Annotated in this window: 25 protein-coding genes; 8 read left to right on the forward strand and 17 right to left on the reverse strand. The window is 37.1% G+C overall.

Annotation, left to right across the window (positions count from 1 at the left end; all coding sequences use genetic code 11):
• Positions 1-63 precede the first annotated feature (63 nt).
• The 3 genes from J0N78_RS14545 to hmpA all read right to left on the reverse strand — a co-directional run bounded on the left by J0N78_RS14545 (position 64) and on the right by hmpA (position 3762).
• Positions 64-852, reverse strand: a complete 789-nt coding sequence (locus tag J0N78_RS14545; RefSeq protein ID WP_209123833.1) for a VOC family protein — start codon at positions 850-852, stop codon at positions 64-66.
• Between the two features lie 453 nt (positions 853-1305).
• Complete coding sequence (locus tag J0N78_RS14550; RefSeq protein ID WP_247747325.1) at positions 1306-2424, reverse strand: MFS transporter; 1119 nt, start codon at positions 2422-2424, stop codon at positions 1306-1308.
• Positions 2425-2526: 102 nt separating this feature from the next.
• Positions 2527-3762, reverse strand: coding sequence for an NO-inducible flavohemoprotein (gene hmpA, locus J0N78_RS14555; RefSeq protein WP_209123835.1), 1236 nt, complete (start codon positions 3760-3762; stop codon positions 2527-2529).
• A 186-nt stretch (positions 3763-3948) separates the two neighbouring features.
• Between hmpA and J0N78_RS14560 the strand changes: the two genes are divergently transcribed.
• Complete coding sequence (locus J0N78_RS14560; RefSeq protein ID WP_209123836.1) at positions 3949-4383, forward strand: Rrf2 family transcriptional regulator; 435 nt, start codon at positions 3949-3951, stop codon at positions 4381-4383.
• A gap of 208 nt (positions 4384-4591) precedes the next feature.
• Here the strand turns inward: J0N78_RS14560 and J0N78_RS14565 are convergent, their stop codons facing one another.
• The 5 genes from J0N78_RS14565 to J0N78_RS14585 all read right to left on the reverse strand — a co-directional run bounded on the left by J0N78_RS14565 (position 4592) and on the right by J0N78_RS14585 (position 10817).
• On the reverse strand, positions 4592-6322 hold the full coding sequence (locus J0N78_RS14565; RefSeq protein ID WP_209123837.1) for a CocE/NonD family hydrolase: 1731 nt from the start codon (positions 6320-6322) through the stop codon (positions 4592-4594).
• A gap of 208 nt (positions 6323-6530) precedes the next feature.
• Positions 6531-8156: an acetate--CoA ligase gene (locus tag J0N78_RS14570; RefSeq protein ID WP_247747326.1), complete on the reverse strand. Its 1626-nt coding sequence runs from the start codon at positions 8154-8156 to the stop codon at positions 6531-6533.
• A 56-nt stretch (positions 8157-8212) separates the two neighbouring features.
• Positions 8213-8644, reverse strand: a complete 432-nt coding sequence (locus tag J0N78_RS14575; protein ID WP_247747327.1) for a MaoC/PaaZ C-terminal domain-containing protein — start codon at positions 8642-8644, stop codon at positions 8213-8215.
• Between the two features lie 225 nt (positions 8645-8869).
• Positions 8870-9826 (reverse strand): NAD(P)H-dependent flavin oxidoreductase, encoded by a 957-nt coding sequence (locus tag J0N78_RS14580; RefSeq protein ID WP_209123839.1) that lies wholly within the window; start codon positions 9824-9826, stop codon positions 8870-8872.
• Positions 9827-10505: 679 nt separating this feature from the next.
• Positions 10506-10817, reverse strand: coding sequence for a TIGR04104 family putative zinc finger protein (locus J0N78_RS14585; protein WP_209123840.1), 312 nt, complete (start codon positions 10815-10817; stop codon positions 10506-10508).
• A gap of 186 nt (positions 10818-11003) precedes the next feature.
• Here J0N78_RS14585 and J0N78_RS14590 point away from each other — a divergent pair, with 186 nt between their 5' ends.
• Positions 11004-11564 (forward strand): CBO0543 family protein, encoded by a 561-nt coding sequence (locus tag J0N78_RS14590; RefSeq protein WP_209123841.1) that lies wholly within the window; start codon positions 11004-11006, stop codon positions 11562-11564.
• An 80-nt stretch (positions 11565-11644) separates the two neighbouring features.
• Here J0N78_RS14590 and J0N78_RS14595 read toward each other — a convergent pair whose 3' ends face one another.
• The 5 genes from J0N78_RS14595 to J0N78_RS14615 form a co-directional block, all read right to left on the reverse strand.
• Positions 11645-12625, reverse strand: coding sequence for an NAD(P)H-dependent flavin oxidoreductase (locus J0N78_RS14595; RefSeq protein ID WP_209123842.1), 981 nt, complete (start codon positions 12623-12625; stop codon positions 11645-11647).
• Positions 12626-12700: 75 nt separating this feature from the next.
• Positions 12701-13708, reverse strand: coding sequence for an NADP-dependent oxidoreductase (locus J0N78_RS14600; protein WP_209123843.1), 1008 nt, complete (start codon positions 13706-13708; stop codon positions 12701-12703).
• Positions 13709-14050: 342 nt separating this feature from the next.
• On the reverse strand, positions 14051-15205 hold the full coding sequence (locus tag J0N78_RS14605; RefSeq protein WP_209123844.1) for an acyl-CoA dehydrogenase family protein: 1155 nt from the start codon (positions 15203-15205) through the stop codon (positions 14051-14053).
• Positions 15206-15507: 302 nt separating this feature from the next.
• Positions 15508-15750, reverse strand: a complete 243-nt coding sequence (locus J0N78_RS14610; protein WP_209123845.1) for a hypothetical protein — start codon at positions 15748-15750, stop codon at positions 15508-15510.
• Positions 15751-15783: 33 nt separating this feature from the next.
• A complete protein-coding gene (locus tag J0N78_RS14615) occupies positions 15784-16227 on the reverse strand; it encodes a MarR family winged helix-turn-helix transcriptional regulator (protein WP_209123846.1) in 444 nt (147 codons plus the stop codon).
• A 174-nt stretch (positions 16228-16401) separates the two neighbouring features.
• On the opposite strand from J0N78_RS14615, the gene J0N78_RS14620 reads away from it, so the two are divergent.
• Entirely contained in the window at positions 16402-16827 is a 426-nt protein-coding gene (locus J0N78_RS14620; RefSeq protein WP_209123847.1) for an organic hydroperoxide resistance protein, read from the forward strand.
• 249 nt (positions 16828-17076) lie between these two features.
• On the opposite strand, the gene J0N78_RS14625 is transcribed toward J0N78_RS14620, so the two are convergent.
• A complete protein-coding gene (locus J0N78_RS14625) occupies positions 17077-19116 on the reverse strand; it encodes a molybdopterin-containing oxidoreductase family protein (protein ID WP_209123848.1) in 2040 nt (679 codons plus the stop codon).
• A 413-nt stretch (positions 19117-19529) separates the two neighbouring features.
• Here J0N78_RS14625 and J0N78_RS14630 point away from each other — a divergent pair, with 413 nt between their 5' ends.
• From J0N78_RS14630 to ureC, 5 genes are all read left to right on the forward strand, one after another.
• Positions 19530-20342, forward strand: coding sequence for an urease accessory protein UreD (locus J0N78_RS14630; protein ID WP_209123849.1), 813 nt, complete (start codon positions 19530-19532; stop codon positions 20340-20342).
• Positions 20343-20448: 106 nt separating this feature from the next.
• Positions 20449-21021 (forward strand): urease accessory protein UreF, encoded by a 573-nt coding sequence (locus tag J0N78_RS14635; RefSeq protein ID WP_307794949.1) that lies wholly within the window; start codon positions 20449-20451, stop codon positions 21019-21021.
• A 27-nt stretch (positions 21022-21048) separates the two neighbouring features.
• Complete coding sequence (ureA, locus tag J0N78_RS14640; RefSeq protein ID WP_209123850.1) at positions 21049-21402, forward strand: urease subunit gamma; 354 nt, start codon at positions 21049-21051, stop codon at positions 21400-21402.
• 66 nt (positions 21403-21468) lie between these two features.
• Positions 21469-21825, forward strand: coding sequence for an urease subunit beta (gene ureB, locus J0N78_RS14645; RefSeq protein WP_374193916.1), 357 nt, complete (start codon positions 21469-21471; stop codon positions 21823-21825).
• Positions 21809-23527: an urease subunit alpha gene (gene ureC, locus J0N78_RS14650; RefSeq protein WP_247747330.1), complete on the forward strand. Its 1719-nt coding sequence runs from the start codon at positions 21809-21811 to the stop codon at positions 23525-23527. Before ureB ends, ureC begins: the two co-directional genes overlap by 17 nt.
• 286 nt (positions 23528-23813) lie before the next feature.
• On the opposite strand, the gene J0N78_RS26530 is transcribed toward ureC, so the two are convergent.
• From J0N78_RS26530 to J0N78_RS14665, 3 genes are all read right to left on the reverse strand, one after another.
• On the reverse strand, positions 23814-23924 hold the full coding sequence (locus tag J0N78_RS26530) for an amidase family protein (protein WP_209123887.1): 111 nt from the start codon (positions 23922-23924) through the stop codon (positions 23814-23816).
• Positions 23925-24161: 237 nt separating this feature from the next.
• Positions 24162-25562: an amidase gene (locus J0N78_RS14660; protein WP_209123851.1), complete on the reverse strand. Its 1401-nt coding sequence runs from the start codon at positions 25560-25562 to the stop codon at positions 24162-24164.
• 1 nt (position 25563) lies between these two features.
• A complete protein-coding gene (locus J0N78_RS14665) occupies positions 25564-25734 on the reverse strand; it encodes a hypothetical protein (RefSeq protein ID WP_209123852.1) in 171 nt (56 codons plus the stop codon).
• Between the last annotated feature and the right edge of the window lie 39 nt (positions 25735-25773).

The raw sequence follows: 25773 nt of genomic DNA on the forward strand, positions 1-25773 counted from the left end.
CTGTACAAGAAAACCGTCTTAAAATACACATACAGCCACCATTTAACAGTCTATTCTAATCAATTACTCAGTCTCCTTATGCGATTGACATATCATAATTACATGGTCGTCTGGATCTAGGATCGTAAAAAATGATACATCTCTATGTTCTTCTATTTCCGTAAATACCTTAATATTGTTACTGTTTACAAAGGAATACGCTTCGTTTATATTGTCTGTTCCAAACATAAAAAGGACCTTAAAATCTTCACCATTCAGATGACGATTATAATCTAATAAAATATTTGCTCCCTTTTCATTTTTTATTTCTAATATCGTTTCTTTAGGAGCCATTGGTCGTTGTTCAAGACCTAATAAATCGAAATGCCATTCAGCTGCTTTGTGGATATCCGTAACATTTACAAAAACCGCTGGTATGCTGTTATGAATGGGAGAGGGTGCCACTTTTTCAATGGGAACGTTATCTTCATCCGCACTACATACCATAAAGACATTTCCATCTGGGTCTTCAAAATTAAAAAACGTAAGTCCTTCTTGTGGCGTTTCGATCTTTAGGGTAATCTTGATCCCTTTCTTTTGAAGTTCGTCATATGCTAATGGAACACTTTTTGTCTTGTACATAAATAATGGAGCTTTCTCTTTGCTCCATTCACCTCTTGCTATATTTACGCTGTTATCATCTAAAATTAGCCCCGTGTATCGATCCAACTCCATCCAATACACGGGACCACCGTTTAACCGCTCATCCAATACCTTTAACCCAAGCAGCCTACTGTACCACTCAGCCGAACGTTGAAGTTGATTTACATGAACAAAAACACAATTAATCGTGCTTTTAATGAAACTACTCATAATACGCCCCCAATTTACTTTCACTATCTCTATTATTTCAACTTTTAGGCTCCTAATCCTTCTTTTTGTTTTACTTTTACGTATGGATGATTTATTTGATTCCACAGAAAAATAAGAAAAGCGGAAGCGCTCGTTCAGCGGCGTATGGACTGGAGCCCCAACGTATGAGATAAAGGAAACACGGCGAGTGCTAACGAGGCGATGTTGACTTATCGTAAGGAGGAGGAGCGAAGTCCACTAGACGCTGGGCGCTGAAGCTAGACAAGAAAAGCGGAAGGTGTCTGCTTATCGGCGACAAGCGCTGGAGGGCCAGCAATTAGTGTCCTGACTTTTTGACACGTTTGATGGACCGAAGCGACCTCGAGCCGATGACACCTGAAGCTAGACATCCTCGAAATTTAAATTTTCTTATTCTTTAAAAAATGCACTGTATAAACAGTGCACGCTCTATTATCATAATCTTGATATTGCGCTATGAATGATAACAACCGTCATTACAAAAAGAGCACCGATTAAAAATTGGTACGTTGGTAAGAAGGGCATTAACCCTGCAGTGAATGACCCGAATATAACACCAAGTGAAAAACAAGCATAGAATAGTCCAAAAGCTTTACCTCTTTCATTTTCTTTTGAAAACTCGATTACTGAAGCACTAGTTGAAGGAAAAATTAGTGCAAAGCCTATACCATAAATAGCCATAGCGATAAACAAATGCCATAATGCAAATGAAATCGATAAAAAAATGAGCGCAATAGCTATTACAATTAAGCCACTTTTCATTAAATTGGTCTTTTTCCACTGATCAAATAGCTTATTCGTAGGTAGGATAAATAAGGAAATAGCAATCAGTCCAAAAAAGCTTAATAAAAGGCCCGTAATTTCAGACTTTCCATGCAGCTCATCTACTTTAAATGGTAATAAGTACGTTAATAGTCCTAAAGTATAAAGCAATAAAAAGATAGATAGATACGCAAGTACTAAGCGTTTTAATTTCGGGAAGGTAAATGGCTTAGAGGCCATTTCCTCCGTTGATATTTTACTTTTTTCTTTTAGAAAAATTGCAGTAATCACACCAAAAGCAAGCATTACACTCGATACGAAGTAAAATAGTCCTTCATAACCAAGTTTACCACTTACTATTGCCCCCAGTGCCGGTCCTATTATTGCTGCGATACCTACACCAGCACCTGAAAAAGCCATCGTTTTTCCCTTTTCTTCTCGGTTTCCTCTAGACCCTAGATAAGTGAAGGCTGCAGGTACAATGAATCCACCTGCAAACCCGTGAAAAAAACGAACCGTTAGTAGCTGATATGGATTGGACACGGTAGAATAGAAAAAAAGAATGACTCCTACTAACAGCATACCCAATGATAAAATTCGCCTGGAACCTATTCGGTCAATCCAGATGCCTGCCAAAATATTCCCAAGCATATTTGAGAAAGAATACATCCCAATAATGATACCGACTAGAAGCGGACTAGCTCCAACACTCACAGCAAATGGAGAAATGATCGGTAATTGTGAAAAAGTATCAATAAAAGCAACGGCAATAATGATGTATACTAAAATCATAGGTTTCACCTTCACTACTGAAGAAATCATCTACGTGAAATCAAATAAAAGAGGAAGCCATGTGAACTTCCTCTTATCTTTCTTTTATAGTTTATCTCATTTTTACTTATCTAAATCTCCAGCTGGGCCAAAAAATTCAAAGTGAATTTGTTCCTGTGGAACTCCCCATTCTTTTAAAGACTGATTGATCACTTTCATAAATGGCACTGGACCACAGAAATAAAATTCTGCATCGTTATTTTTAACAACTGATTTTAACCAATCGAGATCAATATATCCTTCTTTTTGATAGTTTTGCATCGAGCGATCTTCGTCCGTTGGCTGTTCATAAACGACATAGTAATCGACGTTATTACTTTCTGAAACAACAGCAGTTACTTCTTCACCTAGCGCATGATATTTACTGTTAATCGCTGCGTGAATATACGTTACTTGTTTTTCTGGAGCACTATCAACTAATGTTTTTAGCATACTGATCATTGGTGTTTGGCCGACACCACCACTCAGTAAAACGACCGGACGATCTGATTCTGTATTGAGGACAAATTCGCCTGCTGGTGCTGTGACTTCTAGTATATCGCCTTCATTGACATCATGATGCAAATATGTTGACACGATCCCTGCTGGAATATCATCTCTGCCATCTTCTCTTTTTACACTAATACGGTAGTACCCTTTCTTTGCTACATCTGATAAGCTATATTGTCTAATATGGGTATATTCTTCACCATCGATGACTGCTTTGATAGAAATATACTGTCCTGGAAGGAAATCAGAAATTTCTTCGCCATCAGTTGGTCTTAAGTAAAACGACGTAATAACATCACTTTCTTGCTCTTTTTTAGCTACTGTAAACTTTCGGAATTCTTTCCAACCGCCTGCTTTACGCTCAGCTTCCTCATACATTTCGCGTTCAACAGAAATGAAAACATCTGCGATCACTTCATATGCTTCTGCCCATGCATTAATAATGTCATCGGTTGCTGCATCGCCTAATACGTCTTTAATCGCTAATAATAAGTGCTTCCCGACAATTGGGTAATGTTCTGCTTTTACATTTAAACTTCTATGTTTATGAGCAATTTGCCTTACTACAGGTATTATTGCTTCAAGATTATCGATGTAAGCAGCTGCCGCGTAAACGGAATTTGCTAGCGCTTTCGGTTGTCTTCCTTGCTTTTGATTCGCGTGGTTAAAAATATTAAGTAATTCTGGGTGATTTGTAAACATCATTTGATAGAAACGTTTTGTAATCGCTTCCCCGTGCTTAGCTAAAACAGGTACCGTTGATTTAATAATATCGATTGTTTCTTGACTTAATGTTTTTGTAGCAGTCATTATATCAGCTCCCCTAAAAATTAAAACCTATATTTTAAATACATGTTTTATTTAAACACGTCACAATTAATAAAGCAATATTTTAAATACACGTTTTCACTAAATAGTCATAATTTAAATCGGAGCACTCTTTTGTGAATACTATGTTAAAATATATTCAACACTTTTTTGATCGGAGGGTTCCTTATGCAGTTAACATCATATACCGATTATTCTCTTCGTGTCCTTCTCTATTTAGGGACTCAGCCCGAGAATAAGCTATCAAGTATTAGAGAAATTTCCTCGGCATATGGACTTTCAAATAACCATCTCAGTAAAATTGTTTTTGAATTAGGCAAACTAGGATTAATTGAAACCATTAGAGGTCGTAATGGTGGCATAAAACTAGCTAAATCTCCGAAAGAAATCAACATTGGGAAAGTTGTAAGGCAAACAGAGGATTTACAAATTGTCGAATGTTTTAATGAGGAAGAAAACCACTGCATTATAAGTTCAGGTTGTCGTTTAAAAAATGTACTAAACGAAGCCTTAAAAGCATATTTAAACGTACTCGATCAATATACACTTGACGATATATTAATTAATAGAGATTATTTAAGAATGTTATTACCAAAAGGATAATAATCATTGTGTTCCCCTTAAATTCCGTGAACTTTTCCCGAAAAAAGAGCAGCACAGGTTGTATTTTTACAACCTGTGCTGCTTTTTTTATTATAGATGCCGATTGAAATCCTGAGTTGACAGGGGATTTGTACCCCGAGTTTTGATTATCGGTCTAACTTGCGATTTATTGTCCGAGGTGATTTATTTCCATTTGATGACCAGTACCTTACCTTGGTATGATGGGTAAAACGATATGTGAAGGATACTCTTCACTATGGAAGACACGTTGGGTCGCGGAAAGTAATTCCTTACTGTTACTTCCTGATTTTCCAGTATTTAAATTTCGATCGAAACGCGGAAAGTTACTGCTTGATAGCTCTACTCGTATTCGATGTCCTTTTTTGAATAGATTACTAGTCGCCCATAAGTCGATTTCATAGCAGTATACTTTGTTTGGTTGAATAAGTGAAGGCTCCGACCTATTTTTATGTCTATAGCTAGCCCGGATAATGCCATCTGCAATGTTATAGGCTTTATCGTCAGGATGAACATCTGCTAGTTTTGCGGTAAAATCAGTATCACAAGCAGTACTTGATGCGTATACAACCACCTTGATAGGTCCGGTTACTTCTAGGTCTTCTTCCAATACATCACTCGTGTAAACTAACACATCTTCACGAGATTCAACACGGTTCTGATCGACAGGTCCTCTTGGATAATGCATCGGTAATAAATGATTACCGCCAACAGTCGGCACAGGATCGGTCGGATCATAGACATAACTGTCGTACATTTCTCCACTTGGTCGCTTAGTTGACAAGCTTCCATCTCCTGTTTTTGTATTCGCATTCCCGTTACTATGAAAATAAAACGAAGTGTACAGCGTTCGTTCTAATGGCCATTCCTGTTCATTTCGCCACTTATTTTCACCCATAACAAATAGTTTGACAGGCGACTCTTGAGCTATTTCATTATCGATACCTTTCAACCAATAATCAAACCATTTTAACTGTAAGCTCGTTAAATCAGTTTTTAAATCGAGGAGCAAGCTGGAGGCGCTCAAGCCAAAATTCCGTTCGCCCACAGCTGGGAGAAAGCTTCCGTGTGACCATGGACCGATCATTAATTTTATATTCTTCTTTTCTTTTAAGGTTTCATAATGCTCTAGATCTTGCCCTAATAAACAATCGTACCAGCCCGCGATACAAAATGCAGGTACATCGAATGCTGCAGATTTTTCCTTTACACTAATAGCCTGATGGTATTCGTCATATGTGTCGTGATTTAAAATATCATGAACAAATGTAGCATAACCTTCCCCGAGCTGGAACCACTCACTTTCTTTAATCGGTAATTTATTGAACGCCGATTCCTCAATATGATCGATCGCATGAATAAGAGCCATAAATTCTTGGATAAAGTCTTCTTTCCCCCGCTTCGCTTTCACTACTGCATTCGGTCCGATTGTCGCTAAACTCCAAGACTGTAACAAGCCAAGTTCAAGAGCCCCTCCTCGGTACATAAATACATCGGTTCCCCATGTAATCGGAAATATCGCCTTTAAGCTCGGGGGCCGCATGACGGCAGCTTGAAATTGGGTCATTCCCATATAGGACAAGCCGTACATCCCGACATTTCCATCAGAATAAGGTAAGTTCGCTGCCCATTCCACCGTATCATAGCCATCATGAAATTCATTTTTATAAATATAAAAAGGGGCACCCTCTGATTCAAACCTTCCACGGACATCTTGAATAATAACGACATAGCCTTTATGAGCAGCAGCTATTGGATCCAACACCAGCGTGGAAAGCATTAAAAATTCTTTATTATACGGGATTCGTTGTAACAACACCGGAAATGTTCCCTCTCGCTCCGGTCGGTAAACATCCGCGTATAATTTAGTCCCGTCCCGCATAACAGCTTCAACATTTCTTTCATGAATGATTTTACTCATTTATTTCCTCCTCTCACTTGTAAAAAAACATCCCCACTTCCAACTATATGTTTGAGTGAGGATGTTATTAGACTATGAATTTTGAAGCACTTCTCTCTTTTTACGTTTTCATATTTTTTTGAAGCAGTCCTTGGGAACTCTTCTACCACTTGTAAATGGTGTAGACGCATATATTTTGCAGTTACTCTTTTATTCACCCAACACAGTTCTATTCACTGACTTGCATGCTTTTCCTTAAAAGGAATCGCTGAATTTTTCCGCTCTGTGTCTTAGGTAGGCTATCTACGAACTCTACTTCTCTTGGATATTGATGTTTTGATAATTTCGCCTTTACAAAAGCACTTAACTCTTGTGCTAATTCATCTGATGACTGATACGTTGAGCTTAATACCACATATGCTTTGACAATTTCACCTTTAGATTCATCTGGTTTTCCAACAACAGCAGCTTCAGACACAGCAGGATGTTCAATTAAACTACTCTCGACTTCAAAAGGACCAATTCTATATCCTGCACTAGAAATAATGTCATCAGATCGACCTTGAAACCAAAAGTATCCGTCCTCATCTTGTAAAGCTAGGTCTCCTGACCAAAACCATTTACCCCGAATTTTTTCCGCTGTCTTCTTTGGATCGTTCCAATAGCCAAGGAAAAAGTAAGGAAAGGCAGTAGTATCTATTACAATTTGACCAACCTCGCCACTATTTACAGAATTGCCATTCTCATCTAATAATGTAATATTATAGCCTGGAGTCGGCAGTCCCATTGAACCAGGTTTTACAACCATATCAGTAACATTAAAATTATTCACGATCATACCTGTTTCAGTTGCACCATAGTGGTCATAAATTGCCCTTCCAAAATTTTCTTTAAAAAATCGGACCACTTCAGCATTTAATGGTTCACCTGCACTACTGAACTTTTTCACTTTGAACGTATGTTGTTTAACCAATTCAGATCCAGCTGCCATCATCATTCGGTAGGCAGTCGGTGCGTATGCAAAATTTGTAACCTTATATTCTTCTAATAATTGATATGTTTTTTTAACTTTGAATGGGCCTTTATAGACAAGGATCGTAGTACCAAAACTTAATGGAACAAATGTACAATTGACGAGTCCAAATGCCCAGCCTAAATCAGCCCCACCAAAAAAAGTGTCTTCTTCCTCTACTCCAATTGCATACTTCACATACGGATAAGAGCTAATGAGCAATTTGTGAGCCCATAATGCGCCTTTGGGCATCCCTGTCGAACCAGATGTATATTGAATAACACATGGGTCCATTACATCTGTTGGCTCAATAGTATATTCAGGTGAAAATGTCTGAATAAAGTCCCAAAATGACAAACCATTGCTGGATAACCCGTCTGTCAAAATAATTTGACTTGGAATTTCAAGCCCTGCAAATTTTTGCTCCTGCTCCTCATTTGTAACTAAAATTTTACATCCAGCATCATTTAATCGGTACTTGATCGCTTCTGGACCAAAAGCAGTAAATAAAGGGACATAAACTGCTCCAATTTTCCATGTAGCTAAAACGGTAATAATTAACTCCATATCTTTACCAAGAAGACCTGCTACTCGGTCCCCTTTATTAACACCTAGCGAAACTAAGGCGTTGGCCATCCGGTTAGACTCTTCTTTCATTCTTCGATATGTCCATGTATCTTTATTTCCTAACTCATCTTCCCATAAAATTGCAATACGATTTGGATCTTCCGCCCACCGATCACAACATTCGTTAGCCATGTTAAACTTCTCATTTACATTCCAATCGAAGGTTTTCACTACTTTTTCCCATGAAAAATCCTCTTTTAGTACTTGATATTTCAATTTTATCTAACCTCCATCCATTTTGATTTTCTAAATACTTCAATGCAAAATGAATACTATCTTTTTACTAACCCAACCATCTCTATTTCTAGTACTAGCTCATTGTCTTGATTGAGCGTTCTTAATAATGTCGTGACAAAACCTCTATCTAAATACTTTGGATGTTCCTTTTTATCAATCATTTTCACCTCTACTGTTAGACGATCTTCAGGGTAAACTGGTTTTACAAATTTAACATAATTCATTCCTGCTCCACCAATAATGTCATCCCCAATAATACCCATATCCACCCAAAGTTTCCAAGATATACTTAACGAATGAAGACCGGATGCAATAACACCTCCGAACATACTTTGTTTTGCTTTTTCTTCGTCGACATGCATGTATTGAGGATCATATTCATTAGCAAACTTAAAGATATCTTCCTTTGTTATTTCATAGGTTTCAGTCCGATAAGTTAAATGAGTATTAATATCGTCAAATTTCAATAGTAACATCCCTTTCTTAACAGTAGGTTCAATGTTTTATTATATAGTAGGCTCTCTGAGTAATGTTGGTACATTTACTTACCATTAATTAATAATTTAATAATTATTAGTATTCTGATAATATCATTTATTTTTATAAATTGACAGTACTATACCTTACTCTAAGGCTCATGGTATGTAATTTACGAGTACTCTACATGTTAACTTTTCTACTCAATTAATGTATTAAAAACCTAATGTATCACTTGTTCGAAACAATTGACGTGCCTCGTTTGAAATCTGTTGAACAACCGTCTCTGCACTTCCTAAATCATTTATTAAACTAGCTACTTGGCCACAACTCATAAAGCCACCTTGAATATCTCCGTCAAACATCGAAAGTTTGTTATAAGTTCCGCGAACCATCGGTAAAATATGCTCTAATGTTGGATGATTTTTTTCTGTTACCTGAACTTGTTTTGCGTATTCATTTTTTAAAACTCGTAGTGGACCTTTTAACATACGGGTCATAATTGTAGTGGAATCATCTTTGGCCTCTAGTATGGCTGCTTTAAAATGATCGTGAGCTTCACACTCTTTCGTAGCTACAAATCTCGTTCCCATTTGAATTCCATCAGCACCTAATATCATTGCAGCAGCCATACTTCTACCGTCAACAATTCCACCTGCAGCTACTACTGGTATAGAAACTACTCGTTTCACTTGGGGAACAAGTGTAAACGTAGTTAATTCAGAAGGACCATTACTTCCTCCTGCTTCATACCCTTCGCAAATAATAATATCCGCACCAAGGTTTTCTGCTTTTGCAGAGTGAAACGCAGTTGAAGTTAATACTAGTGCCTTCAAACCATTTTCTTTAATAAATGGAATTAGTTCCTTTGGATTACCAGCACCTAAACTGACGGCTTTAATTTTATCCTTATGTTTCTTGATCCTTTCTAAATATGGGGTAAAATCGGTATGCTGACTTATGGGGATATTTACGCCAAACGGATTTTTTGTCGCTTCACAAGCTATTAGTATTTCATCCTCAAAATTTTCGGGAGTCCGTCCAGCAGAACCAATTTGACCGAATCCCCCACCGTTTGATACAGCTGCTGCCAGCAAGCCGTTTCCTACATAAGCGAGTCCCCCTTCAATAATTGGGACTTCTATGTCTAATACTTCACAAATCCGATTCATGTCATCACCGCCTACATTATTGTCCAAAAATATTATATTTTCTTTTAGCAAGCCGCTTTTAATAAAGTTGAATTTCCTTTTGTAAATCCTGTGTATTCAGCACAAATAAATTTTTCTTTACCTTTTATATCTAAAAGCCTTCTCATTTACTAACAGATTGCTTTAATTACCTTTAATAACTAAAATTAAACAATCCCCTATACTGGTAAACGCTTACACTTCGTAACATACTATTTACCTTTTTAAAAGCACCTACATATGCTAACCTTTCAATTTGGAGGTAACCTTAATTTTAAAAAGGCACTACCAATAATTCAAACCACCGTTTGTTTTATTATACAATGACAGAAAAATAATGGCAATATTAAATTTAAAATATTCTGAATTTATTTCGTGTGTAGATATATCCTTCTATATTTTTTGTCTATCTATTTGGAATTTATTAGGATCACATTACCTTTTGTATCTTGACAAGCATCAAAGAATTAATTTATGCCAAGTCTAAGAAATATTTAGAATAAGGAAAAAGAAATGTATCGGGGATATTTTACAAAAATGGATAATTATGTATTTTATTACCAACGAATACTATTTGCTTTTTAAGGCCTAGTATTCATAAAAAAATGATTCTGCACCATATGTCAGAATCATTTCTTATTAACGTTATTAAATTAAGTACTTACAATTCATGATTTTTAGCTAACTCATATTTTGCAATAAATGGTAATGAAACGATAGTTATAGCAAGAATTATTAACCCTACAACAAACGTTTGAATGCCCGATAATCCTATAGCAGTTGATAATAATAATACGAGTAAAACAACTGGGAAGGTCACTAACATCGCAATGATTAGTTTAGATATTTCCTTTATTTGATGGACTGTCCCACAATTATTGCATGTGATTGGACGGTACCCTTTTAATAATGAATGTTGAATTTCTTTTTTCGTAATAACTTGACCGCAGTTATCACATTTTTGTTGTGCCATTAATGCTCCTCCTTGCTCAAGCTTTGTTAATCACTCAAATTGACGATACTCATATCATATCATTATTCATGAATTAATATAAGACTTCATTGTTCTTACCACAACAGCTGCGTTTCAAGTATAAAAATGTCAGCAACCAAAAATACTTTGGAGAGGAGCAAATTACAAAATAAAGGAATGGAGCCATTGATCATCCCTGAAAAAGTAAGTCAAAAAATTAATGATGCTTATCAATTATTAGTCTCTGCAAATCAAATAGATCACGCGATTTGGCTTGAATATGTATTTTTATCCTGGCAATGGTGGCTTTGTGTTGTGCTTTCGACCCTCCCGTGGTTGTTTTGGTATAAATTTAGACAGAAAAAAAGTACTAACCGGTTATTATTAGGGGGGTTTTTTATCATAAGCATATCCATGTTTCTGGACTCACTCGGTTCAGAATTAAACTTATGGGACTATCGGTATGAAGTGATCCCATTCCTCCCATCCTTCATGCCATGGGATTTAAGTCTACTCCCTGTACTATTTCTATTTATAGTCCAAATTAAGCCAAACGTCCATCCACTTCTTAAAGCTTTCCTTTTTTCGATAATTTGTGCTTTTATCGGTGAACCATTATTTAAGTGGCTTGGATTTTATAATGCGATAAATTGGAACGAATTTTATTCCTTTACTATTTACATTGTTTTATATTTAATCGGACACCGGATGATTTGTAGTAAAAACTTTGAAGAGATTTCAGAATAAAAAACTAAGTGCCAAAATAAGCGAACCTCTTTTTCCTGGCACTTAGTAAGATATGTCATTTTAAAAAATGAAATCTATGATTAAACCTTTGAAGTAGTCGATTGGCTACTTACAAGTTGAACTGCTTGTTGATATTCTTCTTTTAGCTCACCTACGACATCGGCAATTGGCTGAACTTTTTTAATCGCACCAACCCCTTGCCCAGCAGACCATACATCCTTCCATGCTTTGGCTTCGTTTTGATCGTGAGTCACATCAATCGTGTCTGGTTTTTGCAAATTTTCTAAGTCGAATCCAGCCTTCTCGAGACTCGGAATAAGGAAGTTCGCATTTACACCACTAATCGCATCTGTATATATAATGTCATCGACATCTGATTCTACTAGCATCGATTTATACTCTTCATTTGCGATTGCTTCAGTTGTTGCGATAAAACGAGTTCCCATATATGCAAAATCAGCACCAAGCACTTGCGCTGCAAGTACATCTCTTCCACTCGATAAACAACCGGCTAAAATCGTAATACCATTCCAGAATTGTTTCACCTCTGCGATAAAAGCAACAGGGTTAATTGTTCCCCCGTGTCCCCCCGCTCCGTTACATACGAGAATAAGACCATCCACTCCACAATCAGCTGCTTTTTTTGCATGCTTCGTAGAGATGACATCGGAAAAGACAAGGCCACCGTACTCGTGTACGACCTCAACGACCGCCGACGGGTTCCCTAAAGATGTGATGACAATCGGTGGTTGATATTTCTTTAATAGCTCTAAATCGACTTCAAATCGTTTATTCGATTTATGAATGATTAAATTTACACCCCAAGGAGCGATTTTACGATTAGGTTCTGCGTTTCTTGCTTTTTCAAGCCCTTCGGTTATTTCTCTCATCCATTCTTCTAATATATCAACTGTACGTGCATTTAAAAGTGGGAACGTACCGACGATACCAGCTTTACATCCTTCCACAACCATTTGCGGGCTAGAGACTAAAAACATCGGTGCAGCAATGACAGGAATTTCAAGCTGCTCTGAAATATTAACAGGGATTTGATTAGACATATCAATCAACCTCACTTTATAAATTTTTACTATTCTTTTAATTGCATATAATGAACGGTTAGTATGTTTACTCTTTTATCGGATCTTGACGAGTTGTTTTCCGAGATTATCTCCGCGGAACAATCCAAGGAAAGCATCTGGTGCATTTTCTAATCCTTCAACGATATTTTCTTTGTACTTGAGCTTCCCTTCACTGAGCCACTTTGATAAATCACGGACTCCTTCTTCATATCGATTCGTATAATTCGACACGATAAACCCTTTTAATAATACACTATGTTTTAGAAAAGTCGTTAAAAACCGCGGTCCCATCTCAACTTCTGTATCGTTATAGTGGGCAATTTGACCACAAAGGGCGACACGAGCATGGAAGTTTAACAGTGAAAATACGGCATCGGAAATTTCACCTCCGACATTATCGAAGTAGACATCTATTCCATTTGGGCAAGCTTCCTTTAATGCTTGGCGAATATTATCTGTCGTTTTGTAGTTAATTGTTGCGTCATAACCTAATTCATTGACCAAATAGCGATTCTTCTCTTCAGAACCAGCAATCCCAACTACACGACAACCTTTAATTTTAGCAATTTGTCCAACAACCATCCCAACAGCACCAGCGGCACCTGAAACAACAACCGTTTCCCCTTCTTTCGGTTGACCGATGTCTAGTAAGCCGAAATACGCCGTTAATCCCGGCATTCCGCTCACATGAAGTGCCGTTGTGATTGGAGCTTTGTCTGGATTAATTTTGCGTAATTGACTGCCATCAATAGCGGTATAGTCCGCCCAATCTAGTAGGCCTGTTACTGTGTCTCCTTGTTGAAACTTTGGGTGCATAGATTCAATAACCGTACCGACAACTCCACCTTTTAATGGTTCATTCAGTTCAAAGGGCGTTACATAAGACTTCGCATCACTCATTCTTCCTCGCATATAAGGATCTACAGATAAATACTGAGCCTGTACGAGCACCTCATTCGAATTTAGTTCAGGTATGTCCGTTTCGATAAAATTATACGTTGATTCATCGGGCATACCCTGAGGTCTTTTTGCTAATAAAATTTGTCTGTTTTTACTGACCATGTTCCCCACCTCTTTTTTACTATAATGATTAATCGATTGTCCGTTCTCTTTAATAATTCTTTACACTTTTTAAAAATCCTTGAAAACGGTGTCATTTTTTTTGGAATTTTCCATTAAAATATCCTTTACTGGAGTTAACAATCATTATTTAAAGAGTTTTTTTATTTTTTATCCTTTATTTTCCTATACTATATTACTAAAAGATTCCAAGTGAACAGAATAACTGCTACCTATTTCAAATCTATTATTATATTGGTGGAATGAATGATGACTCTAGCTCCACAAGCTAAATTCTTTCTCCTGACAGCATAGTATCAGTTAATACCTTTTTCAACATAATCATTACAGTCCGAGATTTTTGGCGATAATAATTTTCATAATTTCATTAGTTCCTGCATAAATGCTTGAAATCGGTATATCACGATATCTTCTCGCAATCTCGTATTCTTCCATATACCCGTATCCACCGTGAAGCTGCATACAACGGGAGGCAACCTTCTTCGCCATATCTGTCACCCACCACTTGGCCATGGAAACTTCATTGACTACGTTTTCCCCAGCCATATGTTTGACGATAAGATCATCAACAAATGTCCGCCCAATTTGTATTTCAGTTGTCATTTCTGCAATTTCAAATTGTGTATGTTGAAATTGACTTATTGATTTTCCAAAGGCTTTTCTTTGCTTTACGTAATCAATTGTAATTTCTAGCATTCTCTCTGCAGCTGTCATCGACCCAATCGCAACCATTAATCGTTCTTGCTGCAATTTTTCCATTAAATAATAAAACCCTTTCCCTTCTTCACCGAGAAGGTTCTCGACAGGAACTCTCACATCTTCAAATATCAATTCTGCTGTATCAGCTGCATTCTGCCCGATTTTTTTCAGCTTTTTTCCTTTCTTAAACCCTGGAACTTCTTGATCAACCGCATCTATAACAATTAAACTTATTCCTTTATGAGCTGGAGTTGCTTTAGGGTCGGTCTTACAAACAACAACGACAAAATTAGTCGTATATCCATTAGAAATGAATGTCTTTTCTCCGTTAATAATATAATGATCTCCATCTCTCACCGCTGTTGTTTTAATCGCTGCAAGGTCAGATCCTGTTCCTGGTTCAGTCATCGCAACGGATGATATGATGTCTCCTGTTACGCATCGCGGTAACCATTTTTGTTTTTGTTCTTCAGATCCAAACGAATCGATGTATGGAACGATAATATCTGCATGAAGGGACGGACCACTAATTCCAGTACACACCTTTTCAAGTTCTTCAGCAAGAACGACAGAATACCCAAAATCAGCATACATACCTCCATACTTTTCATCGACCCACGGACATATAAATCCTTGCTCACCAAGTTGCTTCCAGAACGAGCGTGGAACTTGTTTGTCCTCTTCCCACTGCTCATAGTACGGAAGAACTTCTTTTTCAATATACTTTCTAAGTGACTTCCTATACATTTCATGATCTTCATTTAGAAACGGACGGCTCATAATATTCACTCCTCTGTATGGTGAAAATCGTAAGGTCACTCACCATTATGTAAACACTTACATGTTGTCAAATTAATCATACCAATTTCCAGCAATTTAAACAATGGTTTATTTTTTGAATTAATAGAGGACTTATGTAGAGATCGGTCAAATTCTATTATCAGTTCACGATTTCCAATCCATTGGGAAAATCAGGAGTTTTATTAACGCTAAATAGATACAGTATTCCCCTAAATCTGTCTCAGAATCAAAATAAGGTACTTCTTCCCATTGGAGAAACACCTTATTAGTATTCATATATTTCATTTCACTGTTTTCGTAATAAAAGAGCTCACATCTTCTTCCTTTTCAATCATTTCTTCACTAAAAACAGTACTTGTTTGCGGGTCAAAGACTACCGCTTTGAAGCGTCCCTCTTGATCGTTGTAATATAATTCTACAGCATCGCCAAAGTCTTCAGGAGGTCTAACGATATTAAAGATTTCGCTCTCTGACTTACCATTTTTCACATTTGCAATCTTATGTAAGATTTCTTCTTTATCCATTTCTACATTCCTTTCTTATTAGACACTATTGCCTTAAGTTTGCCCTTTTGACTGAATTCTATCCAAGATAATATTTAATGTTTGATTTAATATTTTCAATTCATCTTTGCTCATCGAAAGATTTTCTATTAGTTGTGTGGGGATACAGTCTGCTTTTTCTTTTAATTTTGTCCCTTTTTCTGTTAGTGAAATGATAACACTTCTTTCATCCTCCAGTGACCTACGACGGACGATGATCTCATTTGCTTCCATCCGTTTTAACATTGGAGTTAGTGTCCCTGAATCTAAAAACAATCTTTCTCCTAGTGCTTTTACCGTCATCGACTCTTCCTCCCATAATACTAATAAAACTAAGTATTGTGGATAGGTGACTTCCAATTCATCAAGCAGCTCTCTATAAAGCTTGGTAATCTGTCGTTCAGCAGTATAAATTTTAAAACAAATTTGATTTTCTAATTTTAGCTTCATATTATCCATCGTTCATTCCCTTTCTATCTTTTCCTTGCTCATATTTTACAACAAAATTTATCCTAGACAAAATTAAATTGCACGAAATTTAATTGTTGACTATTTTAATAATGCACGTTATTATAGTTTTGTAAAATTAAATTGCGCACAATTATAATAGTGAAATTAAAGGAGTGACTTTTCATGCATATTTTTTATACTGCTAAAGTAACAGCTGGTGGAGGTAGAAGTGGGAAAATAGAAAGTAGTAACGGAGCTCTAGATTTAGCGTTATCGATGCCTAAGGCTCTAGGTGGAGACGGAAAGGAAAATGCAACAAATCCAGAAGAATTATTTGCCGCTGGTTATGCTGCTTGTTTTGATAGCGCCTTAAATTTAGTGGCTAGACAATTAAGAAAGAAAATCGATTCAAAAGTAGTCGCTGAAGTTAGTATTGGTAAAGATCCTGCAGACGGTGGATTTAAATTAGCGTCAGTACTTACTGTATTAATTAATGGCGTTTCATTAGAAGAAGCTGAGGAGTTAGTTAAAAAGGCACACGGGGTTTGCCCATACTCTAAAGCTACAGGAGGCAATATTGAAGTAGAATTAAGAACAGAATTAATGTAACAAATATCGATCAATATATATAGATATTCAATCACTACATTAACATAAACATAAAAAATTGGGTGGCTCTAAAGGTATACGTCTCGTACCTTAACGATCAATATATGAAAGTTAGTGAGACGTACTTCTATCCTTATGAGTCACCCATGATTTTTATAATTTTAGATTTCACCCTATTTTCAGGTAAAGGATAGGATGAAAAAGCCTTATCGCTGTATCTTTCATTATTTCTTAACCCGCCAAGCAGTCTTACTTTAATTTTTCAACATCTACTCTGCCAGAAAAGAACGTTGCACCGCCGCCCATATCAGCTACTCGGTCAGGGGCAAGTGAATTAACGAAGCTTTTAGTATGTGGCATATCCGCCCAAAGACCTTGACTGACGACGACACCAGGCAGAACATTTTCTCCTACCGCTGCAACGAGCTCACATTCGCCGCGTCCATTCCAAACTCGGACTGTATCACCGTTTTCAATCGAACGTTTTGCTGCATCCGCTTCATTCATATGCAGTCGCGGGAATTTTTCTAACGTAATATGCTTTTCATTATTCGAAAAGGTTGAATTCAAAAAGTTATGATTCGGCGCCGGAATAAACAAAAATGGGAAATCCCCATCGTGAATAATCGGCGTATACGTAGGAAGCGGTGGAAACCCATCTCGTTCCATTTGCTCAGAGTAAAGCTCAATTTTTCCACTAGGTGTTGGTAAGTTATCTAGAAGCCCAATGCTTCTATCAGCCTTTATAAATTGCTTTTCAACGAAAGTTTCATAGCTTACATCTTTTAAATATGGGTTGTTCACATCTGTAATCGACTGCTGAATTAATTGTTCATCGGTTTGTTCAAATGCTTCTTCTTGGAAACCGAAAGCTTTCGCCAACAGTCTGAAAACATCAGGATTTGACTTACTTTCCCCAAATGGTTCGATAACTGGCTGTTGAATTTGCATGTAGTGATGCCAATAAGACGTATAAAAATCCGTATTCTCGAAGGATGATGTTGCTGGGAGGACAAGATCTGCATACATCGCCGTCTCTGTTAAAAATAAATCATGGACAACGGTAAACAAATCATCTCTTTCAAACCCTTTTCGGACTTTATTTCCTTCAGGGGCAACTATCGCCGGATTACTATTATACACATAGATTGACCTAATCGGCTCACGTTTATCTAGTAACGCTTGACCAATGAGATTCATATTGATAACACGTGAGTTTCTATTTTTCCTTAAATCAGGGCGTTGCAAAGCATTTACATTGTGGCTTAGGAAACTACTATTGCCTTTAATTGCGCCGCCTCCTTTTACCTTCCATTGACCTGTAAGTGCTGGAAGACAGGAAATCGTTCGTACCGCCATGCCCCCGTTATCATGATGCTGCAATCCATTCCCGATTCGAATAAACGAAGGAGACGTCTGCCCATACATACGAGCTAAGCGGTAAATGTCTTCTACAGGAACACCTGTAATTCCAGCTACGGTCGCTGGATCATATTGAATAACATGCTGACGCAATGCATCATGTCCAACCGTATACTCCTTTAGGAATTCATTGTCTGCCATGTTCTCTGCAAATAATATATGCATGATCCCAAGCGCAAGAGCACCATCGGTTCCTGGTAAAATGGGAATAAACCAGTCTGCTAAGCGACCCGTTTGATTTTTATGAACGTCAATGACCACGATTTCTGCTCCGTTTTTTCTCGCTTTTTGGGCTAAAGCCACTTGATGCATATTCGTACTTACTGCGTTCACACCCCAGAAAATGAATAATTTCGAATGTACGGTCTCTTCGGGGTCTGTACCAAAGCTCCCACCCATTGTGTAGTAGTAGCCTTTTGATCCAGCTGCCGAACAAATCGTTTGATCTTGAATACTCGTCCCCAATCGATTGAAAAATCGACGATCCATACCTTCTGCACTAAGTCTCCCCATATTGCCATAAAAACCATAAGGAAGAATACTTTCTGGCCCAGTCTGTTCTATAAGATCTGTCCATCGGTCTTTGATCGTCTGAATTGCCTCATCCCAACTGATTCGCTCAAATTTTCCTTCTCCTTTACGTCCGACACGTTTTAGTGGATATTGGAGACGATTTTTATCATAGATACGATCTGTCATATGCCGAACTTTATTACAAATATTCCCTTGTGTTACGGGATGATCAGGATTCCCAGCAACTTTGATAATTTTTCCATCTTTTTTGTGTAACAGAAGCCCACATTGATCAGGACAATCAAGCGGACAAACTGCTGGAAAAATACCATCTTTTTCTTCTGTAAATGCCATAAAAAAATTCCTTTCTTCCTACTAATCTATGATTTCAAGGCACACTTTTATCTATCAGAAATTAATCAGTTCAATTCAAACCATATGAATAAGATTATCATTTTTCGTGCCACTTCGCATCTGATTCATCCTATAAAAGTTTTAATTATCAAATAAAATAATAATACTATAATATCAATATTTTATAAATAAAAGTTATTTATAGTTAGCAAGACCTATGTGAAATTATTAGGAGGTATCCTTACAAACCCCTTGAATATCATCCCTAATCTCATATGATTAAATTAATAGAAATTGAAATATTTAAAGAAGAGTAAATACTTTAATTACTCATAAACACGAAAAGGCATTTACTATCACTTTTTTAATAGAGAAATTTGTTTTCAAAAAATAAGTATCCTGGAGGTTTCGTATTGTTAGGAAGACTTAATCTAACTGTCAAACTTAGTGAAGAAAAAAGCATTTTATCCAACCTCAATTTTTCTTCACCTGTCAAAGTAATGAGGCCATTCTATCTAGATGATATCGGTACCGCTTATCTATATATAATGGATATTTCTGGAGGTATGCTTTCAAATGATACACTTGATTTTGATATCAGAGTAGAAAAAGATTCACATTTATACATAACGAATAATTCAGCTACGAAAATCCATCCAATGGAAGAAGGTTTCGCTACGATCAACAATTATTTTCTTATTAAAGAAGGTGCAAGTTTAGAATACTTCCCCGAAGAAATCACATTATATAAAGATAGCTCATTAAAGACGAGTACGATCATTGATTTACATGAACATTCCTGTATCGCCGCATCTGAGATTCTTTTTATGGGACGGAAAAATTATGGCGAGGTTCTTAATTTCAAAAACCTCACCAGTCATTTTGAAATAAGAATGAAGGGAAACATTTTATTGTTTGAGAGATTTAATATGGACCCGCAAAAAGAGAATTATAAAGGTTTAGGTTTTATGGAGAATTATAGCCACTATGGAAGTCTATATTTATACTCTCCTCAAAATGATCGTGCATTGTTAGAAACTATTCGCAGCTCCTTAGAAAACTCTCATGAAAATGCACATATAGCAAGCAGCCTTCATCATAGTGGTGTTATTGTCATAAAAGCACTTTCTAACAACCACTATTCTATTAAAGCTTTGTTTAAATTAATATGGCAGCATGTTCGGCCAAAGTTGTTAAAGGAGAGGTTGCCTTATATTCGCAAATAAACAGATTTCTAACTTATTAACTTGGCTACAATTATCAGGTGGAACTTTTCCAACAGGTGGTTTTAATCATTCATATGGACTTGAAACCTATATCCAATCCTCCACCATAAAGACTGGAAAAGATCTCGGAAAAATTTTACATGTTCAATTAAAAACGATGAAATACTCGGATGTTATTTTCATAAAAGAAGCTTATTACGCCACATGTAATAACATGTGGGAAAAGCTCTCCTATTTAGATCAATATTATTCAGCTTTTAAAATTGAAGATGAGTTAACAGCAGCTAGCATAAAAACAGGTCGTTCACTTTTATACGGTGTTATTCCATTATATTCAGGAGAAGCAGTAGTAGCGTTAAACAAATTAAAAGCTTTAAAAATAAGTCATTATCCCGTTATCTATGGAGCGATCACCTCAATTTTAGATTTATCTTTGGAGGAAGCCATCTACACATATCTATACTCTTCTCTTTCAAATCTTGTTTATGTATCTAGCCGGATTATCCCATTAGGACAAACAGAAGCTCAAAGAGTGTTAGCTGTGATTCGAGAGGATATGACAGATCAAGAATTTGACTATGAATCTCTTACCTTAGACGACATTTCCACTTTTAGCCCCGGACTTCAGCTAGCTTCAATGAAACACGAGACATTATTTTCAAGATTATGTATGTCATAGATTATATTCAGATTTGGAGGGTAAGCCATGCATTTAACCCCGAGGGAAAATGAAAGATTAACACTTTTTGTAGCAGCCGAATTTGCAAGAAGAAAATTTAAGGACGGCATTAAATTAAATCACCCTGAAACGATTGCTATTATTTGTGACGAGCTCTTAGAACAGGCCCGTTATGGAAATAAAAGCCTATCAGATGTCATTGCTTTAGGAAGAAGGATTCTTACAAAAGAAGACGTTATGACTGGAGTCCCTAAGCTAATCCCTATCATTCAAGTTGAAGGAGTTTTCGACGATGGTGCAAAATTAATTACTGTTTATGACCCTATTACGTGTTCGACCCGGTCTGAGCTTGAAAATGAACCGTATATAACTCTCAAATAGCTAGGAGTGATTCTCTTGAATTTTAAAGGGCTCGAAGTTGGATCCATTATTTTTAAAGAGGAAGACATCACGATCCATAAACGTTCAAAAAGAATAAAGCTAAAAGTTGTTCATTGTGGTGATCGTCCTATTCAAATTGGCTCTCATTATCATTTCTTTGAGGCTAACAAAGTACTTAAGTTTGATAGAGAAAAGGCTTTTGGTATGCATTTAGATATATTATCTGGTACAGCTGTTCGATTTGAGCCAGGAGATGAAACCATTGTTTCTTTAGTGGAGTATAGTGGCAATAAAAATATCATTGGCTTTAATGGGTTAACGATGGGTAACGTTGGAGATGAACTGGTCAAACAAGAAGCAATTAAAAAAGCACGTGAACGGGGATTTTTATTTTCAGGTGAGGTGGATGATAATGAAATATAGTAGAAGAAACTATGGCGAAATTTATGGTCCAACAGTTGGTGACAAGGTTAGTTTAGCTGATACAAATTTATGGATTGAAATCGAAAAAGATTATAACTCAGAATCTTACGGAGATGAAGCAGTTGTTGGGGGCGGAAAAACCATTCGAGATGGAATGGGGTTATCAAACACTTCTAGCAAAAGTGAAACGCTTGATTTTGCAATAACGAATGTGATTATTATGGACCCTGAACTAGGTGTTATCAAAGGTGATATCGGTATAAAAGACGGTAAAATCGTCGGGATCGGAAAAGCAGGGAACCCTGAAATAATGGATATAACACCTGGTCTTATCATTGGCCCAGGTACTGACATAATCTCAGCTTCTCCCGGTATGATTGCTACAGCCGGCGGAATTGATACTCATATTCATTTTATTTCAACCGATCTTGTCGGAGAGTCACTTAGTAGTGGTCTTACAACGATGATAGGTGGAGGGAGCGGTGCCGTAACATTAGCTATTGACGCTGCTGGTGAATTTAATGTACAACGAATGATTGAAGCATTTGAGTCGTTTCCGGTCAATGTTGGCATTATCGGAAAAGGAACTTTAAGTAAAAAAGAAGCTGTCATTGAGCAGATTGAGGCTGGGGTCATTGGACTTAAGATTCACGAGGACTGGGGAGCGACCCCTTCCGTTATCGATAATTGCCTATCTGTTGCTGATCAGTTTGACGTTCAAGTACAAATTCACACGGATACGTTAAATGAATCAGGCTTTGTAGATGATACTTTAGATGCCATTAAGCAGCGAACTATACACGCTTACCATGTAGAAGGAGCCGGTGGTGGACATGCACCAGATATATTAAAGTCAGTTTCGTACCCTTGGATTCTTCCTTCTTCTACTAATCCAACAAATCCTTTTACTGTCAACACAGTAGATGAACATTTAGATATGATTATGGTTGCCCATCATTTAAACCCACTGATCCCTGAAGATGTATCCTTCGCTGACTCTCGTGTTCGCTACGAAACGATTGGAGCCGAAGATATCTTACATGACCTAGGAGCAATTAGTATGATGAGTTCTGACTCACAAGGGATGGGTCGTGTCGGAGAAACGATTTCACGAACTTGGCAGCTAGCTGCCAAAATGAAGTTGCAACGTGGCCCTCTAGAAGGTGATTCAGAGTATAATGATAATAAACGTGTTCTTAGATATTTAGCAAAATATACGACCAATCCAGCGATTGCACTTGGAATTCAGGATTATGTTGGATCACTAAAACCAGGAAAAATCGCTGACATTGTGTTATGGAAGCATGATTTTTTTGGTGCGAAGCCTGAGCGAATCATTAAATCCGGTTTCGTTGTATGGTCCGCTATGGGAGAACCTAACGCTTCAGTAATGACATGCGAGCCTATTACTTATCGACCTCAGTTTGGTGCATTTGGAAGCAACCCAAATCGACTTTCATATGTATTTACAAATAAATTAGCATTAGAGAAAGGCCTGAAAGAAAAAGTTCCAAATTCTGCACAAAAATTATTGCCGGTAAAAAACACTAGAAACATCACCAAAAAGGATATGGTTCGAAACGACTACTGTCCCAACATTAAGGTTGATCCTGAAACATATAAAGTATTTATTGACGGAGTTCCTATTAAAGCAGAGCCTATTAGTGATTTGCCTTTAAACAAATTATATTTTTTACGATAGACAGCAGACAAAGAGCGTTCCTAAAAATAGGAACGCTCTTTGTCAATCCATTATGCTATTATGATTATTTAATAATCATTTCTTTTGTACGGCTTTTTGATAACTCTTATCTTCTTCTTTTTCGTTTCATCTGACGTATTCGATCCTAGACAAGAGATCTTTTAGTATTAGGTGATTTTTCATGGAAGTTCGTTATCTCTTTGAAAGGCTTGTCCTACCCTAAATAATGTGACTTCATCAAATGGCTTTCCAATAATCTGCATTCCCAATTGGCAAATTGTTATCATCAAATCCACAAGGTACCTCCCCAAGCGAATTCATGAAGATTTGTTTTTCCAATAATATTGGCACCACTACTTTTTAAACGACTAACAACGGTTGCATTAACTCTCGAGATTGTGGTTTACTCATTTTCGCACTTAACTGATTTGCAGCCTCTATTCAGCTTTTTAATTCTGGTTTTATGACTTCTAGTCGATCTTTTGATAAAGGTAGGTTCGCAAAAGTTGCTACCACTTTTATATCTTTTGTCTCCACGATCGTTCCTCCTAAGAAAACGTAGATAGATAAAAATTGAGAAACAAGCTACTGCCTGTTTTCTCAATTTTTGATGATTTCCCATAACCTAGTTTCATTAAATTACGCTTTTATTTAATTCCTCTTCAAACGATGGTTTTTGTCCATTTAAAGGATTTGTTTTCTCTAAGGCATAAGCGAAATTAAGGATCTCTCCTTCTTTAAAGGCCGGCCCGATGATTTGCATTCCTACTGGCAACCCTTCACTTATACCACAAGGAACCGAAATAGACGGAAGTCCTGTAAGGTTGGCAGGGCAAGACAAACGAACACCTTGACTAGTTGTGTCGTTTCCAATGGTAGGAGGAGCAACAGGTAAAGATGGTCCAATGATGACATCGACTTTTTCAAACGCTTTTAAGAATTCGATATCAATCATTCTTCTAATTTGTTGTGCTTGGAGATAATCAACACCACTTGGAACCATACCTAATTTCAGGTTCAGTCTTACATCCTCACCGAAATCATTCGGGCGATTTTTAATGTTACGATCATGAATGGTTGTTGATTCTGCTAGAATAGTAATATACTCTGCGTACATCGCATATTTAAGAGATGGCACTTTGATTACTTCAACGGTTGCACCCAAGCTTTCAAGCTGCTTGATCGCATCTCTAACTGTTTTTTCAATGCCTTTGTCAATATCTTGGAAGAAATAATCTTCAATTACACCGATGACTTTTCCTTTAATATCACCTGTTAGATAACTAGAAAATGTCTCAATTGGTTTCTCAATGGTTGTAGGATCTTTTTCATCATAGCCTGCAATATACTCAAGAAGAATTGCAGAATCTTCGACTGTTTTGGTCATTGGACCAATATGGTCTAAGCTCCAAGATAAAGGGAAACATCCATACTTACTAACACGACCGTGCGTAGGCTTTAAACCCACAATACCACACGCTGCTGCTGGCATCCGAATCGAGCCACCCGTGTCGGTACCTAACGAAGCAATCGTCATATCTGCTGCAACAGCTGCACCAGATCCTCCACTTGAACCCATTGGATTTCTTTTAAGATCCCAAGGGTTACGACAAGCCCCAAAATGTGGGTTGTCTGTTGTCGCCCCCCATGCATATTCATGCATATTTAATTTTCCTGTAAAAACCGATCCCGCTTCTTTTAGCTTTACTACAACTGTTGCATCAAAATCTGGAACAGATTCTTTATGAATTTTTGATCCGTAAGTAACTGTTTCCCCTTTAAAATTAAGAATGTCTTTTAACGCTAATGGAATTCCATGCAAAATCCCCTTGTAATCTCCAGCACTGATTTCAGCCTCCGCTGCCCTGGCAGCCCGAAGAGCTGTTTCCTCATTAATGTCAATGTAGGCATTGATGGTTGGGTTATATTCTTTCGTTCTTTTTAAAACTGATTCCGTGATTTCAACAGGTGATAGTTTCTTAGATTTCACTAAGGGAGCTAATTCAGCAATCGTTTTTTTAGCAAGTTCACTCATATTATTTCCCCTCCTTTGGAGCATGGCAAAGGGCAATATCTAAGTCATTTTGGAGGACATCCTCTAAATCCTGTTTTAACGCTTGAATCGCATCCCATTGAGCTTGAAGTGCTAAACTTTCCTCTTCCGTAACTTCAATTCCTTTTGCTGTTAATAGATCATACATTGTCATATGAAAACACTCCTCTTTTTATAATTTATTTCATTGCTA

Origin of the sequence: Alkalihalobacillus sp. BA299 (assembly GCF_017745675.1) — a bacterium.
Lineage (GTDB): Bacteria > Bacillota > Bacilli > Bacillales > Bacillaceae_F > Alkalihalobacterium.

What these genes read in the sequence shown, in the direction of transcription:
- J0N78_RS14545 (WP_209123833.1), bottom strand. Translation starts at nt 852, where the DNA reads ATGAGTAGTTTCATTAAAAGCACGATTAATTGTGTTTTTGTTCATGTA.
- J0N78_RS14550 (WP_247747325.1), bottom strand. Translation starts at nt 2,424, where the DNA reads ATGATTTTAGTATACATCATTATTGCCGTTGCTTTTATTGATACTTTT.
- hmpA (WP_209123835.1), bottom strand. Translation starts at nt 3,762, where the DNA reads ATGACTGCTACAAAAACATTAAGTCAAGAAACAATCGATATTATTAAA.
- J0N78_RS14560 (WP_209123836.1), top strand. Translation starts at nt 3,949, where the DNA reads ATGCAGTTAACATCATATACCGATTATTCTCTTCGTGTCCTTCTCTAT.
- J0N78_RS14565 (WP_209123837.1), bottom strand. Translation starts at nt 6,322, where the DNA reads ATGAGTAAAATCATTCATGAAAGAAATGTTGAAGCTGTTATGCGGGAC.
- J0N78_RS14580 (WP_209123839.1), bottom strand. Translation starts at nt 9,826, where the DNA reads ATGAATCGGATTTGTGAAGTATTAGACATAGAAGTCCCAATTATTGAA.
- J0N78_RS14585 (WP_209123840.1), bottom strand. Translation starts at nt 10,817, where the DNA reads ATGGCACAACAAAAATGTGATAACTGCGGTCAAGTTATTACGAAAAAA.
- J0N78_RS14595 (WP_209123842.1), bottom strand. Translation starts at nt 12,625, where the DNA reads ATGTCTAATCAAATCCCTGTTAATATTTCAGAGCAGCTTGAAATTCCT.
- J0N78_RS14600 (WP_209123843.1), bottom strand. Translation starts at nt 13,708, where the DNA reads ATGGTCAGTAAAAACAGACAAATTTTATTAGCAAAAAGACCTCAGGGT.
- J0N78_RS14605 (WP_209123844.1), bottom strand. Translation starts at nt 15,205, where the DNA reads ATGAGCCGTCCGTTTCTAAATGAAGATCATGAAATGTATAGGAAGTCA.
- J0N78_RS14610 (WP_209123845.1), bottom strand. Translation starts at nt 15,750, where the DNA reads ATGGATAAAGAAGAAATCTTACATAAGATTGCAAATGTGAAAAATGGT.
- J0N78_RS14615 (WP_209123846.1), bottom strand. Translation starts at nt 16,227, where the DNA reads ATGGATAATATGAAGCTAAAATTAGAAAATCAAATTTGTTTTAAAATT.
- J0N78_RS14620 (WP_209123847.1), top strand. Translation starts at nt 16,402, where the DNA reads ATGCATATTTTTTATACTGCTAAAGTAACAGCTGGTGGAGGTAGAAGT.
- J0N78_RS14625 (WP_209123848.1), bottom strand. Translation starts at nt 19,116, where the DNA reads ATGGCATTTACAGAAGAAAAAGATGGTATTTTTCCAGCAGTTTGTCCG.
- ureA (WP_209123850.1), top strand. Translation starts at nt 21,049, where the DNA reads ATGCATTTAACCCCGAGGGAAAATGAAAGATTAACACTTTTTGTAGCA.
- ureC (WP_247747330.1), top strand. Translation starts at nt 21,809, where the DNA reads ATGATAATGAAATATAGTAGAAGAAACTATGGCGAAATTTATGGTCCA.
- J0N78_RS14660 (WP_209123851.1), bottom strand. Translation starts at nt 25,562, where the DNA reads ATGAGTGAACTTGCTAAAAAAACGATTGCTGAATTAGCTCCCTTAGTG.
- J0N78_RS14665 (WP_209123852.1), bottom strand. Translation starts at nt 25,734, where the DNA reads ATGACAATGTATGATCTATTAACAGCAAAAGGAATTGAAGTTACGGAA.